This is a genomic window from Amycolatopsis sp. Hca4, assembly GCF_013364075.1.
GTDB lineage: Bacteria > Actinomycetota > Actinomycetes > Mycobacteriales > Pseudonocardiaceae > Amycolatopsis.
This window is the reverse complement of sequence record NZ_CP054925.1, coordinates 7,975,157-7,991,651: the sequence shown is the minus strand read 5'-3', so window position 1 is coordinate 7,991,651 and position 16,495 is coordinate 7,975,157. Positions and strand designations below refer to the sequence as shown.

Sequence of the window (16,495 nt, the reverse complement as noted above, 5' to 3'; positions counted from 1 at the left end):
CGCATGACGGAGATCGCGCACAAGCACCTGGCCTACTGCTGGATCGCCCGCGGCGACCGGGTGCTGTTCCTCCGCCGCGGGCCCGGGGTGTTCCTCGCGGGCAAGTGGGAACTGCCCGGCGGCACGGCCGAGCCGGGCGAACGCTTCGAGGACACAGCGACGCGCGAAGCGGCGGAGGAGACCGGGTTGACAGTGCGCGTCACCGGTGAACTGGCGCGCGACGCGTGGCCGGACGTGACGGGGCGGCCCTTGCGCATCCACGCTTTCGTTTACACGGTGGAAGAAACGGGCGCCGGCGAGGTGGTGCTGAATCCCGACGAGCACGATGACTTCGCCTGGCTGACGCGGGCGGAGGCTCGGGAACTTTCGCTGCCGGACCACTTCCGGCGGCTGGTCGATCGGTAGGGGATTTCCTTGGCGCAGCACCGGTTCGCGGTGCTGCCGAGGTCTTCGGGCGGTGATCATGTCTTCGACAGTACCCGAACAAATGTGCGACCGTCATCGCTGGAACGGGTGAACTGCGACGGGGCGCGAGCAGCGATTTCCCTTGTGCCGCAACGGGTACCGCGCCAGGGAGCCCCCGATTTCCACGCTAGCAGAGGGGACCGACAAAACTAGCGCGGTGCCAGGTACCGCAGCAGAACGCTGGCGCCGTCGGTGAGCACCGAAGCCAGCTCCAGCGACGCCGGATCCACCGGCGCACCAACAGATGCCCGGCTGGCGGTCCCCGCCACCAGGAACGGCGCCACCGTCAACCGGAACTCGTCGACCACGCCCGCCTCGATCAACGACCCGAACAACCTCGGCCCGCCCTCGCAATCGATGCGGCCCAAGCCCTCCGCCACCAGCGTCGACACCACGCGCTCGGCCGGCACCTCCCGCTCCCCCACCACGAACACCCGGGCGCCGGCGGCCGACCAGGCGTCGCGCAACTCGGCAGGGGCCGCCGCGGACGTGAACACCAACGTCGGGACCGCCGCCTTGGTGATCACCGGCGCGTCCGGGGGCAGGGAGCGGCCCGTCGTCACCACCGCCACCGGGGCGATCGGGGCCAGGCCGAACCGGCTGCGGCGCTCGGCCGTCGCGGCGTCCGGGCGCATTCCCTCGAAGCCCTCCGCCACGGCCGTTCCCGCGCCTACCAGCACCACGTCGGCCAGGTCGTTGCCGAGGCGGTAGACGATGCGGTCCGCCGGGGTCGACAGCGCCCCGGAGCGGCCTTCGACCTCGATGGCGCCGTCCGTGCTCGACACGAAGTTCACCGCCAGCCAGCGGGGGTTCGCCGGGTAGCGGTACAGCTGCTCGAGGTCGGCGTCGGTGAGGTCGCGGGCGGACGGCCAGACCTCCCGGATCACTCCCATCGGACCGCCTTCGCCGGCGGGCGCGTGCCCGCGATGCTCGCCGCCATCTCCGCCACCTGACGCACCTGGCGGACGTGTTTCGTGCGGATGATCGCCACCCCCGCCGACGCCGCGAGGGCCGCCCGGGCCAGCCCCGCCGGCGTGCCGTCTTCGGCGACCGAAGCCAGCACCGGCACGTCTTCGGCGGGCATCGACCGGAAGTCCCCGATGTCCACGGCAACGGACAAACCGGCCACGAGCGAAGGAGCCGCGTACCCGGCGTCGTACCGGGCCGCGACCTCGGACAGGTCTGCACTCGTCACGATCAGGTCGGCGCCCGCTTCGCAGCAGGCCGCGGCGACCGACGGGTCCGCGGTGTCGACGCCGATGACGAGGTCGGGGAACGCCGACCGGGCCTGCTCGACCAGGGACTCGGCGCCGGCTCCGGCGAAACTCACGAGGTCGGCGCCGTCAGCGACGGCGTCACGGGCCGCGGGGAGCGACTCGACCGCGGCCAGCACCAGCGCGCGGTCACGGCTCAACCGGCGGCCCCGGAAGACGAGGTCGGGGGTTTTCATCGCACTCTCCCTGGCTGGACGTCCTTCGCGATCATAAGCGAGGTCCAGCGGGCGAGTGCTCTTCGCCGTCAGGTGGCGGGGCGTCGTCGCCGGGCCACCCGACCCGACGGTTCCTCAGGAGGCGATGGCCTCGTTGATCGCCAGCAGCTCCTGGGCGGTGCGCGTGGCGGTGAACTCGATGACGTCGTACCGGGCGAGCCTGCGGACCACGAACGGGTCGCTGGCGAGCACGGCGTCGAGCTTGCCGCGCAGCACCGAGCGGGCCAGTATCACGTGGTCGGCCGCGCCGTTACCCTTTCCGCAAACCAGGAAGAGTCCTTTCGTGAATTGTTTGCGCACCCACTCCGAATGGTCGGGAAGCGCGTAGTCGACTTCTGTTTCGGGCGCCGTATAGGTCAACAGTGCGATGTACATGTCTGCAGGATAGGACGCTTTTGCCGCCACCGCATCCGCCTGGCGAGTGTCACACGGCACGCCTCTCGTCAATATTCCGTCAAGAAAAAAGAAATTCCTTTACCCGCGCTTTTTCGACATACTCGCCGATTGCCGTACGCACGTCGTCGTACGTCGAGGTGCCATCCCCTGGCCGACGCGGCGGCGACCCGGGGCCGCGAGACTCCCGGTATGAACGCACTCACCCGGATCCGGCACGACGGAAGGCGAGCCGAGCGGATCGCCTACGCCGTCGGTGCGGTCCTGTTCCTCAGCGGTGTCGCGCACGCGCTCGTGCTCCTCGCCACCGGCGGCTCGTGGCTGGGCCCGCTGTCGATGCGCAAGGCCGTCACGTTCGGCCTGTCGTTCGGGCTGACGCTCGCGTCGGTCGCCTGGGCGACGTCGTTCCTCACCATGCGCCCGCGGCTGCGCACGGTCCTGCTCGGCGCGTTCACCGTGGCGAGCGTCGCCGAAGTCGTCCTGGTCAGCATGCAGGCGTGGCGCGGGGTGCCGTCGCACTTCAACTTCGAGACGCCCTTCGACACCTTCGTCTCCATGACGCTGGCCGCGGGTGGCGGGGTGCTCGTCCTGACCGTCATCGGCTTCACGGCCACCGCGCTCGTGGAGCCGGGCCCGGCCGCGCCGAGCCTGCGCCTGGCCGTCCGCGCCGGCCTGGCCGTGCTGCTGGTCGCACTGGCCACCGGGGCGGTGATGATCGGCCGCGGGGTGGTCGCGGCCCGCGGCGGCGACCCGCAACTGGCCTACACCACCGCCGGCTCGCTCAAGCCGCTGCACGCGGTCGCGATGCACGCGATCCTGGTGCTGCCCGCGCTGGCCTGGCTGCTGCGGTTCACCGGCCATCCCGAAGCGCACCGGCTGCGCGTCGTCCAGACAGCCGTCGCCGCCGACGCCGTGCTCACCGCCGTGATCGGTGTCGAGTCCTTCACCGGCATCGACCCGCTGGCCGCCCCCTTGCCGTTCCTGCTCGTGTCCGCACTGGCCGCGGCGGTATTGGCGGGCACCGGAATCCACGCGTTGTCCGGCATTGAACCGGCCGCCCGATTCGTACGTGTCCTCAACGGGAAGGCAAGGGGCCGGTAAAGCGGCGGACGGAGAACACGCGTGCGGCACGGTATGACCCCCCAGGGCCTTTTCCGGCAGGACAAGGCCCACAGCCCGTCGTTCTTCTCCGTGGCCAGGGCGATGGGCCAGTACGCGGACGACCTCGCGGACTTCTGCATCCCGTGCAACCCGTACTTCCCGACCGACGAGATGTTCGGCGAGCTCGAACGCAACCTCCGCACGATCCTCAAGTTCTACCCGAGCGACGCCGCCGCGATCACCGCGCAGCTGGCGAGCGTGCTGCGGCTCAACCCGTCGACGATCTCGCTCGCCAACGGCTCGACCGAGCTGATCACCTGGATCGACCAGCTGCTGGTCGGGTCCAGCGTCGCCGTGCCGATCCCGACGTTCGGCCGGTGGACCGACCAGCCGATGGAGACCGGCAAGCGCGTCGACATGTTCCTGCTGAAGGAGGCCGACGGCTTCGAGCTGCGGGTGGACGACTACCTCGACTTCATCAAGCGCCGCGGCTCCCGGGTCGCGGTGCTGTGCAACCCGAACAACCCCGACGGCGGGTACCTGCCGCGTCGCGAGGTGATCCGGTTCATGGACGCCCTCGAGGACCTCGACCTGGTCGTGATCGACGAATCGTTCGTCGACTTCGTCGAGGTCGAGCGGAACCCCTCGGTGGCCGCCGAAGCCGTCGTCCGGCCGAACGTGATCGTGCTGAAGAGCCTGGGCAAGAACTTCGGGCTGCACGGGATCCGGTTCGGCTACCAGGTCTCCAACCCGGCGCTGACGCGCAAGCTGTCGGCCGCGCTGCCGAAGTGGAACCTGAACTCGCTCGCCGAGACCGTGATCTTCATGCTCGCCGAGCACCGCGCGGAGTACGAGGACAGCCTGAAGAAGCTCGCGCTCGACCGGTTCATGATGCAGTCGCAGCTCGGGCAGTTCCCGGAGCTGACGGTGTACCCGTCGCAGGCGAACTTCCTGCTCGTCAAGCTGCCCGCGTCGGTCGACGGCGCCGAGCTGTGCGACTACCTGCTCGCCGAGCACCACCTCCTGGTGCGCCAGTGCGGCAACAAGATCGGCATGACCAGCCAGTTCATGCGCTTCGGGGTGCGGCCGGACACCGAGGTCGAGCGGCTGGCCGAGGGACTGCGCGGCGTGGACCGGCTCGGCGGCGGGCGGCACACGACGCCGGCCATCGAGCTGGTCTCGCACTCCCGCGAGCCGGAACGGTCGATCAGCTGAGCACCTGGGCGATGGCCGACTTCCAGGCGAACTCCCGGCCGTTCGCCGAGCTGGACCGCGCCGGGCGGACCCGCCGCCTGCGCCGGCTCGCGGAAGCGGCGCTGACGGCCTACGCCGTGCCGGTGGCCCGCCTGACCCCGCTGGCCCACGGGCAGAACACGGCGTTCCGCGTCGACGGCGCCGACGGCCACCGGTACGTGCTGCGGGTGCAGCGACCGGACGGTCCCGGTGCCGGTCAGGTCAGGGCCGAGATGGCCTGGCTCGCCGCGCTGCGCCGCGAGACCGACCTCGTCGTCCCGCAGCCGGTGCCGACGCGCACCCGGGACCTGGTCACCGTGGTCGCCGACCCGGCCGTGCCCGAACCACGCACCTGCGTGCTCGTGCACTGGGTCGAGGGCCGGTTCGTCGACGAACGGCTCAGCACGCCACAGCTGTACGCGGTGGGCGAGTTCACCGCGCGGCTGCACCTGCACGGTTCGCGGATGAACGGCCTCGACCGCCGCCGCGTGGACGACCTCACGGAGTTCGGCCGCACCCAGGTGGACGGCTTCTCCACGGCGGTCGTCGACCGGGCCGTCGCGGCCGCCGGCGGCGACGAGCGGATCCGCACGGCGGTGGCCCGCGTCCGCGCGGTGCGCACCGAGCTGGGCTACGGCTCCGACGTCTTCGGCCTGGTGCACGGCGACCTGCACCAGGACAACTACCTGCTGCACCGCGGCCGGGTGCGCGCGATCGACTTCGACGACTGCGGCTACGGGCACTACGCCTACGACCTCGCCGTGGCGCTCGACGCCCTCCGGCACCTGCCGCAGCGTGAAGAGCTGAGAGAGGCGCTGCTGGACGGCTACCGGGCGGTGCGCCCGGCCGCGGCCACGACGGATCCGGGTGTGCTGGCCGCCTTCGCCGGGCTCCGGCGGGTCCAGCTTCGGCTGCGCTGACCGCTACAGGCCGTCGCTACAATTGCTACATGGCCGGACGATCGAGCAACGCCTCCAGCACCCGCGACCGCCTGCTCATGGCCGCGGGCCAGCTCCTGCACGAAGCCGGCGACGGACCGGTGTCGACGCGGGCGATCTGCGAGCGCGCCGGCGTCCAGGCCCCCACGCTCTACCACCACTTCGGCAGCAAGCAGGGCCTGCTCGACGCGGTCGTCAACTACGGCTTCACGCAGTACGTCCAGGCTCCGGAGCCGGGCGGCGACCCGGTGGAGCGGATCCGCGCGGGCTGGGACCGGCACGTCGAGTACGGCCTGGCGCACCCCGCCTTCTACGTGCTGCTCTACGGCCAGATCGAGCCGGGTGTCCCGTGCAACCTCACCTCCAGCGCCGAAGCGATGCTGCTTGAACTCTTCACGCCGTTGGCGCGCGAAGGCCGCCTGCGCGTCGAGGCGGCGGAGGCCGCGCGGCAGTTCGCTGCGGCCAACAGCGGCGTCACGCTCAGTCTGATCGCCCAGCCCGAGGACCGCCGGGATCTGGCGATGTCCGCGCAGGTCAGGGAGTCGGTGCTGGCCGGGCTGCTCGTCGAGCGCCCCACCGAGGGCACGTCCGTCGGCGCTCTCGCTGTCGCTTTGTCGACCGCACTCGAGGACGACGACCGCGCCCTGACCCCGACCGAACGCCTGATGCTGCGGGAGTGGCTGCACCGGCTCGCCTCCTGACGACCAGCGATACATTTGCTACATTGACGCCTATGGCAAATGTATCGAGCACGTTCGGCGTGTTCCTGGCGCCGCACCGCGACGACGTGACCCGCAAGGAACAAGCGGTCGCGGCGGACGGCCTGGGCTACGGCGTGGTCTGGCTGGGCACCGGGCGCAACTCGGTCGGCGACCTCGCACTGGTCGAAGACATCCTCGCCGCGACCGAACGGATCACCGTGGCGACGGCGATCGTCAACATGTGGGTCGACGAGCCGGAAACCCTCGCCGCGTCCTACCACCGGCTCGCGGACCGGTACGGACAACGCCTGCTGCTCGGCATCGGCGTCGGTCACCCCGAGTCGGTCACCGGGTACCGCAGCCCCTACGCCAAGATCGTCGGCTACCTCGACCGGCTCGACGCGGCCGGCGTCCCGGTCGACGCCCGGATCCTCGCCGCGCTCGGCGACCGCGTGCTCGAGCTGGCCGCCGAGCGGACCGCGGGCGCGCACCCGTACCTCGTGCCGCCCACGCACACCCGGCACGCGCGGGCGATCCTCGGCGCGGGCAAGCTGCTGGCGCCGGAGCACAAGGTGGTCGTGGACGAGGACCCGGTGGCCGCGCGCGCCATCGGACGGCCGTACGTCCAGACCCCCTACCTGGGCCTCAGCAACTACGTGAAGAACCTGCTGCGCCACGGGTACACCGAGGCCGACGTCGACGGCGGCGGCAGTGACCGCCTGATCGACGACCTCGTGCTGCACGGCACGCCGGAGACGATCGCCAAGGGCCTGCTGTCCCACGTGGACGCCGGGGCCGACCACGTGGCGGTGCAGGTGCTCGGCCCGTCCCCCGACGTCGAGCTGGCGAACCAGCGGCGGCTGGCCGAAGTGCTGCTCTGATCAGCCCGGGGCGGGCAGCAGGGCGTTCAGCGCGGCGACGAGCGTGCGTTCCTCGTAGGCGAAGTGACTGTCCAGTTCGGACCGGAGCCGGTCGAACTCCGCGCGGAGCCGGACCGGGTCGGCTTCGGCCTCGACGAGCTGCTGCACTTCTTCCTGCAGCCGCGCGACGACGACGTGCTCTTCGTCGAGTTTCGCCAGCGTGGGCGCGAGGGCGGGGAACCGGTCGGCCAGCACCGGGAAGATGTTCCTGGCCTCACCGGTGTGGTGCCTGGTGAGGGCCGTGCAGAGCCCGGCACAGCGCAGGCGCAGTTCCCGTGGGGTGCCGCAGTCCAGCTCGGCGCGCATCTCCTTCAGCTCACCGCGCAGCCAGTCGTGCATCTCGACGAGCCAGTCGCCCATGCGGCGGGCGGTGTCGACCCGGTGCAGTTCGACGACGGGCAGGATCCGGGTCGTCCGCGCCTGGTAGTCCCCGAACCCCGGCTCCCGGGCGACCACCTCGGCGAACAGCTCGTCGCGGTCCGGCGGGAGGGCCGCCATCGCCTCGAACGTCTCGGTGTCCGTCTCCACCGTGACGAGCGGGTGGTGGCGGATGTTGTGGTACCAGGCCGGGTGCTTCGGCGCGCCCATCGCCGAGGCGACGACGACCAGCCGGCCGTCGATGTCCAGTGCACCCAGGGTCACCTGGTGCTTCCGGCCCGTCCGGGCGCCGGTCGTGGTGAGCTTGATCGAACGGGGCACGATCGCACGTTATCGACCGGGCCGGCGGCCGGGCATCCCTCAACCGCGTAGCCCGGACCCGGCTCAGCGAGCGGCGTCGGCGGCCTTCCGGGCGGCCGCGGCCGCCGCGTCGGCTTCGTCGAAGGCCGCTTTCGCCGCCTGGAACTCCGCCGTCGCGCGCTCGGCGCGTTCCTCCGCTTCGGCCAAGCGCTCGCGCAGGTCGTCGACGCGCGCGGTGGCCTGCTCGGCCGCGCGTTCGGTGCGGACCAGGTCGCGCTCGGCCGTCGCGCGTTCCTTCTCCCGCTCGGCGGTTTCCTTGCGCAGTCGCTCACGTTCCGCGCGGGCCTTCGCCCTGTCTTCGGCTTCGCGTTCTTCACGCCGGTGATCGCGCTTAGGCCGGGCCGGTTCCGCCTTCTCCACCAGCTTCGCCGGACGCTTCCCGGTGGCGGGCGGGGCGCTCGCGGCCAGGCTGAACCACTGGTCGGTGTCCTGGTGCGCGACCGACGTCAGCCGCCCGGCGAGCGCCAGCGCGGCGGTGTCCGGGTCGGCGGCGACGGCTTCCAGGGTCGCCTCGACCTCGCGGGACACCGTGTCGCTCATCGACGGCAGCTCGTGGAGGATCCGCCGCACCAGCTCGCCGCGGCGGCGGGTCAGCGCGCGCAGGTCGTCGCCGGCCAGGCGGGTGTGCGCCTCCCGCAGTTCGGTGCCGAGCTCGGCCAGTTCGCTCAGCTGATCGGAGTCGTCCCTGGCCAGGCCGTTGACGATCGCCGCGGCCGTGGTCGGCTTGCGAAGCTGCTGGATCCGCTTCGCGAGCTCCGCGTCGCCCGCCGCCTTCGCGGCCTTCACCGCCTTGGTGCGCGCGCTGACGAACTCCGCGAGGTCACCCCCGTAGAGCTCGCCGGCCACCGTGTCGAAGTCCATCGCGCTCCAGCGAACCACATCGGACTGGTGCGGGCACCCGGTGAAGAGTCATCATCGGGAGATGTTCTTCGATCTGGGTGTCCGGGACTTCCTCGACCGCGCGGAAACGGTGTACCCGGACCGCGTCGCGGTGGTCGACGAGCCGAACCAGCCGGCGCCGAGCTGGGGTTCGCTCACCTACCGCGAGGTGGCGCGCCGGGCCCGCGCGCAGGCCGCCAACCTCGATGCGCTGGGCGTGCCGGCCGGTGGGCGCGTCGCGGTGGTGTCGCACAACGCGGCGCGGCTGCTCGTGTCGTTCTTCGGCGTGTCCGCCTGGGGCCGGATCCTGGTGCCGGTGAACTTCCGGCTGGCGCCCGCCGAGGTCGAGTACATAGTGGAGCACTCCGGGGCGGAGGTACTGATCGTCGACCCGGAGCTCGAGCACCTGCTCGACACGGTGACGGCGAAGCACGTCTTCGTCATCGGCCGCGACGACGACGCGATCTGGGGCGGCGACGGGACGCCCCGGCCGTGGGACGGCGACGAGTCGGCCACCGCGACGATCAACTACACCTCGGGGACGACCGCGCGGCCGAAGGGCGTGCGGCTCACCCACCGCAACATCTGGCTGAACGCGGCCGTGTTCGGCCTGCACACGACGTTGAGCGACCGCGACGTCCTGCTGCACACCCTGCCGATGTTCCACTGCAACGGCTGGGGCATGCCGTACGCGGTGACCGGCCTGGGCGGGCGGCACATCGTGCTGCGGAAGGTCGACGGCACCGAGATCCTGCGGCGCATCGACGAACACGGCGTGACGATCCTCTGCGCCGCGCCCGCGGTGGTCACGGCGGCACTGGACGGCGCCGCTTCGTGGGAGGGCGAGATCCCCGGCCGCGACCGCGTCCGGATCGTCGTGGCCGGCGCACCACCGCCGACGCGCACGATCGAGCGGGTCCGGGCGGAGCTGGGCTGGGAGTTCATCCAGATCTACGGGCTGACCGAGACGGCGCCGCTGCTGACGGTCAACCGGATGCGCAGCGAGTGGGCGGACCTCGACCCGCACGAGCAGGCCCGGCTGCTGGGTCGCGCGGGAACGCCGGCGCTGGGCGTCCGGATCGCCGTCGACACCGAAGGCGAGGTGCTCGCCCAGTCGAACCACAACCTCGACGGCTACTGGGAGAACCCGGCGGAAACGGCGCGGGTGCAGGAGGGCGGCTGGTTCCACACGGGCGACGGCGGGACGTTCTCGGAGGGTTACCTGACGATCGCCGACCGCAAGAAGGACGTGATCATCTCCGGCGGCGAGAACGTGTCGTCGATCGAGGTGGAGGACGCGCTCAACTCGCACCCGGCGATCCGCGAGGCCGCGGTGATCGGCATCCCGGACGAGAAGTGGGGCGAGCTGGTGACGGCGCTGGTCGTCGTGGAGGGCTCCGTGACGGCGGAGGAGCTGATCGAGCACTGCCGCGGGTACCTGGCGGGGTACAAGTGCCCGAAGCGGATCGAGTTCCTGGAGGAGCTGCCGCGGACGGCGACCGGGAAGATCCAGAAGTTCAAGCTGCGGGAGCCGTTCTGGCAAGGCCAGGGGAGGCAGGTCAACTGACCAGCCGGAAGAAGGTCCGCACCTCGTCGGCGAACAGCTCGGGCTGCTCATACGCCGCGAAGTGGCCGCCTCGGTCGAGCTCGTTCCAATGCCGGATGTCCGTGTACCGCTTCTCCGCCCACCGGAGTGACGGGCGCGGCATCTCCGCAGGGAAGATCGAACAGCCGGTCGGCACGTCCACCGTGTCGTCCGTGGCCTCGGAAAACCACTTCTGAACCTTGCGGATGCTCTCCCAGTACAACCGTGCCGAGGACGCCGCCGTGCCGGTGAGCCAGTACAGCGTGATGTCGTCCAGCAGCTCGTCGCGGGTGAACGGGAAGCCGTCGGACCAGGCGTGGAACTTCTCCACCAGCCAGCCGCACAGCCCGGCCGGGGAGTCGAGGAGGCTGTAGCCGATCGTCTGCGGGCGGGTCGACTGCAGCACCGAATACCCGTCCTCCCACCGCTGCGCGTGCTCCAACGCGGAAAGCGCGGCCCGCTCGGCGTCGGTCAGGTCACCGAAGGTCGCCGGGTCCGGGGCCGCGATCGGCGGGTTGAGGTGGATGCCCGCCAGGTGGGCCGCGTCCTGCTGGGCGAGGGACGTCGTGATCGACGTCCCCCAGTCGCCGCCCTGTGCGCCGTAGCGCGAGTACCCCAGCCCGGCCATCAGCGAAGCCCAGGCGGCCGCGATCCGCTCGATGCCCCAGCCCGGCTCCGGCGGCTTGTCGCTGAAGCCGTAGCCCGGCAGCGACGGGATCACCAGGTGGAACTCCCGCGAAAGCGGCTCGATCACCTTCGAGAACTCCACGAACGAGCCGGGCCAGCCGTGCGTGAGGATCAGCGGCAACGCGCCCGAATCCGGCGAACGGACGTGCAGGAAGTGGATGCCCAGGCCGTCGATCTCCATGCGGTACTGCGGAAACCGGTTCAGCCGCGCCTCCGTGCGGCGCCAGTCGTAGTCCGACGCCCAGTACTCGCACAGCGGACGCAGGTACCCCAGCGGCGTGCCCTGGCTCCAGTCGTCCACCGGCTCCGCTTCGGGCCAGCGCGTCCGCCGCAGCCGGGCGCGCAGGTCCTCGAGGTCGGCTTCGGGGACTTCGATCCGGAACGGCGTGCTCACGCCGGTACGTACGTCAGCTGCACGACCCCGTTGCCGAACGTCGCGGACTTCCTCAGCTCCAGCGGGAACGACGGCCCCTCCTCCGGGAACAGGCGCTTACCGTGGCCCACGACCACCGGGTACAGCAGCAGGTTCAGCTCGTCGGCCGAGCCTTCGGCCAGCAGCCAGCGCACCACCGTCGTGCTGCCGCTGGTCATGATGTCGCCGCCCGGTCCGGCCTTCAGCGTGCGGACCGCCTCGGCCGGGTCGCCGGTGAGCAGCGTCGAGTTGTTCCAGGCGACCTCGGACAACGTCGACGAAAGCACGTACTTGCGCACGCTGTTCATGAACTCGGCGCCTTCGTCGTCCTCGACGGTCCGGCCGGGCCACGCCTCGGCGAACCCCTCGTAGGTGACGCGCCCGAGCAGCATCGCGTCGGCGGCGGCCATCCCGCCGCCGACCGCCTGGCCGATTTCGTCGCTCCAGTACCGCAACGACCACTTGTCCGGCGCTTCGACCACGCCGTCGAGCGAAATGAAGAGGTTCGCGACGATCTTGCGCATGGGCCCCCTTTCGGCAGGGGTCCCACTATAGCCCGGAGAACGCCCTCGACTGTCCACTCGCGACGGCGTCGTGGTCGGCCTCCGCACGGGCCCGCTCGGCCTCCGTCGCGGGCTCCAAGCGCGCCGGAACGTCCTTGTGGTGCGGCGTCCCGGCGATCGGGTCGCGGTCCAGCGCGTCCGTCAGGAGGTTGATCCGCGGGCCGCTGACCACCCGGCGGCCGTCCGCGACCGGGTGGGCCATGCCGTAGCCGTGCGGCAGCGCGAGCTGCCCCGGCCGCAGCGCGGGGTCGGCCTCGGCGCGGACGACCACGCGACCCGCCGCCGTCACGACGGCCACCCAGTCCCCCGGCACCGCCCCGATCGAGGCCAGTTCTTCGGGACGCGCACGCAGCGCGCCGTCCGGATCCGTGCGGCGCCAGCGCGGGTCGCGCAGGATCTGGTTCGCGTTGTGCGCCCGCCGCTGGCCGTTGAGCAGCGAAAACGGGTACGCCGGGTCGGGTGATTCGGCGGCCGGGTCGAGCGCGGCCAGCCAGTCCAGCAGTTCCGGCACGGCCAGCCGGACGCGCTCGCGGCGCAGCAGGCTCCACACCTCGTCCTGTTCGTGCACCGAAAACGGCGTGGGACCGGCCAGGATCCGCTCGAAGAGCGCTTCCCCGAGCGCCGGGCCGGTGGCCGAGCTGCCCAGCGCGCGCTGCACCGGCACGGTCATCGTCTTCGCCGCGCGGTGGCAGCCGGCCCACAGCGGCGCGATCGACGCAGCACCGTCGGGCAATGAAGCGCCCAGGGTGCGGTAGAGCAGCACCGGCAGGATCGCCGCGCGCTCCGGCATCGCCTGCACCAGGGCACCGAGGCCCGCCTGCAGCTCCGCCCGCGGCCCGGCGGCCAGCGACGCCAGGACGTCGGAGGGCGGCAGCACGCCGAGGGCATCGAACAGCCGCGCGTAGATCTCGGCTTCGACGAGCGTGCCCGGCAGCGGGTCCAGCAACGGCCGCCGCAGCTGGAAGTAGTTCGTCGGCCATTCGAAGGTGAAGAGCGTGAACTCCCACTTCTCGTGCTGGGACGCCGCGGGCAGCACGTAGTCGGCCATCGCGGCCGTCTCGGTGTAGGCGACGTCGACGACCACGGTCAGCTCCGCGGCCTCCAGAGCGCGTTCGACGTCCCGCGTCCCGGCGAAGGTGTTGGCCGGGTTCGACGACTCCACCCAGACCGCGCGGACGTGGTTCGGGTGGTCGGCGAGGACCTCCTCGGCGAGGGTGTTCGCCGGCAGCAGGCCGCCGATGTACTCGAAGCCGGTGATCTCGGAACGCTGCCCGGTGGTCGTGCCCCACAGCGGCAGCAGCCACGAGTGCACGTTGTTCGTGCCGCGCCTGCCGAAGTGCCCGGTGATCAGGTAGAGCAGCTTCTCGAGGTAGCTGTTGAGCGTCGAGTGGCGTCCCTGCTGGATGCCGAGCTCGACGCGCACGGTCATCGCCTCGGCCGCGCTGATCAGGTCGACGGCCCGTTCGACGTCCACACGGGACAGTTCGGTGTGCGCGATCCACGCGTCGACCGGCACTTTCGCCAGGACGGCGGCGACCTCGTCGAACCCTTCGGTGCGCTCGGCCAGGAAGCGCTCGTCGAGCGCGCCCCGCTCGACCAGCAGCGCCAGGATCGCGCCCAGCAGGTAGGCGTCGGTGCCCGGGCGCAGCGGGAGGTGCAGATCGGCCATTTCGGCGGTCTCGGTGCGCCGCGGGTCGATCACGATCATCCGGCGGTCCGGGTCGTTCTTGAGCGTGTTGAGCGCGTGCCGGGCGTTGCTGAAGCCGTGCGCCTGCCAGGGGTTGCAGCCGAGCACGACCAGCAGGTCGCAGTGCTCGACGTCTTCGGCGGTGTGCACGGTCGTCGAGCCGAACAGCTGCCCGTTGACCCAGAAGTCGCCGGTCTTCTCCTGTGAGAGCGCGTTGAAGTGGCGCGTCGAGTTCATCCACTTCAGCAGCGACGCGCCGTACGCGCCGCCGGAGTGGTTGCCCTGCCCGCCGCCACCGACGTAGGCGAACGAGCCCGGACGCCCGGCTTCGGTGTCGGCGTCCCGGATTTCGTGCAGCTTCGCGGCGATCTCGGTGAGCGCGGTGTCCCAGTCGATCGGCTCGTGGGTGCCGTCGGGGCGGCGGCGCAGCGGCGTCGTGAGCCGGTCTTCGTGGTCGCCGTACCAGGTCAGGCGCTGCGCCTTCTGGCACAGGTAGCCGCCCGAACGGGGGTGCGCCTTGTCGCCGCGGACGCGGGTGATCTTCCGGCCGTCGAGCTGCACCTCCAGCCCGCAGTTGAGGTAGCAGAGGCTGCACGCGGTGCGGTGCCAGTCGCCGGTCATGTCAGCTCCAATGCGCGGCCGAGCGTCATGAGACGCGCTTCCAGCGTTTCGCCGGCCGGGTACAGCCGGACGGTGTCGATCCCGGCCTCGCGCCAGACGCGCAGCCGGTCGCGGACCATCTCCTCGGTGCCGATCAACGTCGTGCCGAGGACCATCTCGTCCGTGACGAGCGCGGTCGCGCCTTCGCGGTCGCCGGCCTGCCAGCGTTCGCGGACCTCGGCGGCGACGTCCGCCCAGCCCTGACGGCTGTAGGCGTCGTTGTAGAAGTTCGTGGTGGCCGAGCCCATCCCGCCGAGGCTGAACGCCAGCTCCTTCTTGCGGCTGCCGACCAGGGTGCGCAGCTCGTCTTCGTTGTCCGCGAAGGCGACTTCGGCGCCCTGACAGACGTCGATGTCCGCACGCTTGCGGCCCGCCTTCGCGAGCCCGGCATCGAGGTGCGCGAAGTACGCGTCGGCGCCTTCGGGCACGAAGCTGGTGCCCAGCCAGCCGTCCGCGACCTCGCCGGTGAGCTCCAGGAGCTTCGGCGACAGCGTCGCGAGGTAGATCGGGATGTCCGGGTTCGGGGCGGTGGACAGCCGCATCGGGCGGGCTTCGCCGGGCAGCGGGATCTCGAACACCTTGCCGGAATACGAAATCTTCTCCCCGGCGAACGCCTGGCGGATGATCTCGACGGTCTCGCGCATGCGCGTCAGCGGCTTGGCGAACGGGACGCCGTGCAGGCCTTCGATCACCTGCGGCCCGGACGGCCCGAGCCCGAGCGCGAACCGGCCGCCGGACAGGTCGGCGAGGGTGAGGGCGGCCTGCGCGATGGCGACCGGCGTGCGCGTGCCGAGCTGGATGATCCCGGAACCGAGCCGGATCCGGTCGGTGCGGGCGGCGAGGTAGCCGAGCGCGGACGGCGCGTCCGAGCCCCAGGCTTCAGCCACCCAGCAGACGTCGAGGCCGAGTTTTTCCGCCTCCAGCACGAAGTCCAGCGTCGCGCGGGTGTCCGTGGAGAACTCGACGGTGGTCGCGGTCTTCATCGGCTTTCGATCCGGGCCTTGATCGCGGCGAGGTTGCCCTGCATCGCCGTCTCGAACTCCCGCATCCGGACGAAGACGATCTTCTGTTCCTTTTCCGGCATCCGGTCGATGGCGAACGACAGCCCGGACCGGCCCGGGCCCATCCGCATCCACTGGCTCAGCCGCGTGCCACCGCCGTCCGGTTCGAGGGTGAACTTCCAGACGGCGCTGGGTCGGTCGGGGTCCTGAACGGCCCACGAGAACACGTGCGGCGCTTCGCATTCGACGACGTACGAGGTGGTCTCCCACTCGCCGAACGCGTCGTGCTTGCTGCGGCCGAGGAACTTGCGGCCTTCTTCGCACCACTCGACGGACTGGAGCTCCGGGCTCAGCTCGGGCATCAGCGTGATGTCCGAGACCACCGGCCAGACGTCCTCGGGCGCGGCGTCGATCCAGGTCGAAACCTCGGCCGTCGGCAGGTCGGCGTACCGCGCACCCGTCCACTCCATCGTGGTCGCCCTTTCTCCCGGTTGACCACGATAGTTGCGTAGATAGACTGACTCTGTCAATCACTCTTGCCGGGCGAAGCGCTCCTCGACGTCCGGCCGCTGCGCCAGCCGCGGCGGGAAGCCGGGGCCGCGGCGCATCCGCGTGTCGTCCGGCGTCATCGGTTCCCGGCACTCCGCGCAGACGATTTCGGCGTGCGTGTCGTGCCCGCAGGCGAGGTGGTGCACGGTGATCGGCGGGCCGGCCTCGGTCGCGAGCCACTTGTCGCCCCAGCGGGTCATCGCGAGCAGCACCGGGTAGAAGTCACGGCCCTTCTCGGTGAGCACGTAGTCGTAGCGGACAGGCTCGGTCTGGTACGGCACCTTCTCGAGGAGCCCCTCGTCGACCAGCCGCTTGAGCCGGTCGGCGAGGGTGTTGCGCGCGATGCCGAGCGCCTGCTGGAACTCGTCGAAGCGGCGGACACCGTAGAAGGCGTCCCGCAGCACGAGCGGGGTCCACCAGTCGCCGAGAAGATCCATGGTGCGCGCGATGGAGCACGGCCACTGCGCGAACGACGTCCGTTTCATGCGGCTGAG

The 16,495-nt window shown here is 71.1% G+C and carries 18 protein-coding genes; 7 read left to right on the top strand and 11 right to left on the bottom strand.

Annotated elements, in window-relative coordinates:
- Positions 1-3 precede the first annotated feature (3 nt).
- Entirely contained in the window at positions 4-405 is a 402-nt protein-coding gene (locus tag HUT10_RS36380) for an NUDIX domain-containing protein (RefSeq protein ID WP_176175322.1), read from the top strand.
- 209 nt (positions 406-614) lie between these two features.
- Here the strand turns inward: HUT10_RS36380 and HUT10_RS36375 are convergent, their stop codons facing one another.
- From HUT10_RS36375 to HUT10_RS36365, 3 genes are all read right to left on the bottom strand, one after another.
- Complete coding sequence (locus tag HUT10_RS36375; protein ID WP_176178204.1) at positions 615-1,352, bottom strand: dihydrofolate reductase family protein; 738 nt, start codon at positions 1,350-1,352, stop codon at positions 615-617.
- Complete coding sequence (locus tag HUT10_RS36370; protein ID WP_176175321.1) at positions 1,349-1,915, bottom strand: dihydropteroate synthase; 567 nt, start codon at positions 1,913-1,915, stop codon at positions 1,349-1,351. Before HUT10_RS36370 ends, HUT10_RS36375 begins: the two co-directional genes overlap by 4 nt.
- Positions 1,916-2,029: 114 nt before the next feature.
- Entirely contained in the window at positions 2,030-2,329 is a 300-nt protein-coding gene (locus tag HUT10_RS36365; RefSeq protein ID WP_176175320.1) for a YciI family protein, read from the bottom strand.
- A 210-nt stretch (positions 2,330-2,539) separates the two neighbouring features.
- On the opposite strand from HUT10_RS36365, the gene HUT10_RS36360 reads away from it, so the two are divergent.
- The 5 genes from HUT10_RS36360 to HUT10_RS36340 are packed head-to-tail and all read left to right on the top strand — an operon-like array spanning position 2,540 to position 7,201.
- Entirely contained in the window at positions 2,540-3,448 is a 909-nt protein-coding gene (locus HUT10_RS36360; RefSeq protein ID WP_176175319.1) for a hypothetical protein, read from the top strand.
- 33 nt (positions 3,449-3,481) lie between these two features.
- A complete protein-coding gene (locus HUT10_RS36355; protein WP_254897180.1) occupies positions 3,482-4,663 on the top strand; it encodes a histidinol-phosphate transaminase in 1,182 nt (393 codons plus the stop codon).
- Positions 4,664-4,674: 11 nt separating this feature from the next.
- Positions 4,675-5,601: a phosphotransferase enzyme family protein gene (locus HUT10_RS36350; RefSeq protein WP_176175317.1), complete on the top strand. Its 927-nt coding sequence runs from the start codon at positions 4,675-4,677 to the stop codon at positions 5,599-5,601.
- A gap of 29 nt (positions 5,602-5,630) precedes the next feature.
- Positions 5,631-6,320: a TetR/AcrR family transcriptional regulator gene (locus tag HUT10_RS36345; protein ID WP_176175316.1), complete on the top strand. Its 690-nt coding sequence runs from the start codon at positions 5,631-5,633 to the stop codon at positions 6,318-6,320.
- 32 nt (positions 6,321-6,352) lie between these two features.
- Positions 6,353-7,201, top strand: a complete 849-nt coding sequence (locus tag HUT10_RS36340; protein WP_254897179.1) for an LLM class F420-dependent oxidoreductase — start codon at positions 6,353-6,355, stop codon at positions 7,199-7,201.
- Here the strand turns inward: HUT10_RS36340 and HUT10_RS36335 are convergent, their stop codons facing one another.
- Entirely contained in the window at positions 7,202-7,939 is a 738-nt protein-coding gene (locus tag HUT10_RS36335) for a nitroreductase/quinone reductase family protein (RefSeq protein ID WP_254897178.1), read from the bottom strand.
- A 63-nt stretch (positions 7,940-8,002) separates the two neighbouring features.
- Entirely contained in the window at positions 8,003-8,839 is an 837-nt protein-coding gene (locus tag HUT10_RS36330) for a hypothetical protein (protein ID WP_176175315.1), read from the bottom strand.
- A 61-nt stretch (positions 8,840-8,900) separates the two neighbouring features.
- On the opposite strand from HUT10_RS36330, the gene HUT10_RS36325 reads away from it, so the two are divergent.
- Complete coding sequence (locus tag HUT10_RS36325) at positions 8,901-10,424, top strand: AMP-binding protein (RefSeq protein ID WP_176175314.1); 1,524 nt, start codon at positions 8,901-8,903, stop codon at positions 10,422-10,424.
- Here HUT10_RS36325 and HUT10_RS36320 read toward each other — a convergent pair.
- Genes HUT10_RS36320 through HUT10_RS36295 form a run of 6 tightly spaced genes read right to left on the bottom strand, consistent with a single transcriptional unit; the run spans position 10,417 to position 16,486 of the window.
- The gene (locus HUT10_RS36320; RefSeq protein WP_176175313.1) at positions 10,417-11,523 is read right to left on the bottom strand and encodes an epoxide hydrolase family protein; all 1,107 of its coding nucleotides are present in this window, start codon (positions 11,521-11,523) and stop codon (positions 10,417-10,419) included. The two genes, HUT10_RS36325 and HUT10_RS36320, sit on opposite strands and share 8 nt — an antisense overlap.
- Positions 11,520-12,065 carry a dihydrofolate reductase family protein gene (locus HUT10_RS36315; RefSeq protein WP_176175312.1) on the bottom strand — a complete coding sequence of 182 codons (546 nt, stop codon included), beginning with the start codon at positions 12,063-12,065 and terminating at the stop codon, positions 11,520-11,522. Before HUT10_RS36315 ends, HUT10_RS36320 begins: the two co-directional genes overlap by 4 nt.
- 25 nt (positions 12,066-12,090) lie before the next feature.
- Positions 12,091-14,412, bottom strand: a complete 2,322-nt coding sequence (locus tag HUT10_RS36310) for a molybdopterin-dependent oxidoreductase (protein WP_176175311.1) — start codon at positions 14,410-14,412, stop codon at positions 12,091-12,093.
- Positions 14,409-15,434, bottom strand: coding sequence for an LLM class flavin-dependent oxidoreductase (locus HUT10_RS36305; protein ID WP_176175310.1), 1,026 nt, complete (start codon positions 15,432-15,434; stop codon positions 14,409-14,411). Before HUT10_RS36305 ends, HUT10_RS36310 begins: the two co-directional genes overlap by 4 nt.
- Positions 15,431-15,922, bottom strand: coding sequence for an SRPBCC family protein (locus HUT10_RS36300; protein WP_176175309.1), 492 nt, complete (start codon positions 15,920-15,922; stop codon positions 15,431-15,433). Before HUT10_RS36300 ends, HUT10_RS36305 begins: the two co-directional genes overlap by 4 nt.
- Positions 15,923-15,982: 60 nt before the next feature.
- Positions 15,983-16,486 carry a helix-turn-helix domain-containing protein gene (locus HUT10_RS36295; RefSeq protein WP_176175308.1) on the bottom strand — a complete coding sequence of 168 codons (504 nt, stop codon included), beginning with the start codon at positions 16,484-16,486 and terminating at the stop codon, positions 15,983-15,985.
- Between the last annotated feature and the right edge of the window lie 9 nt (positions 16,487-16,495).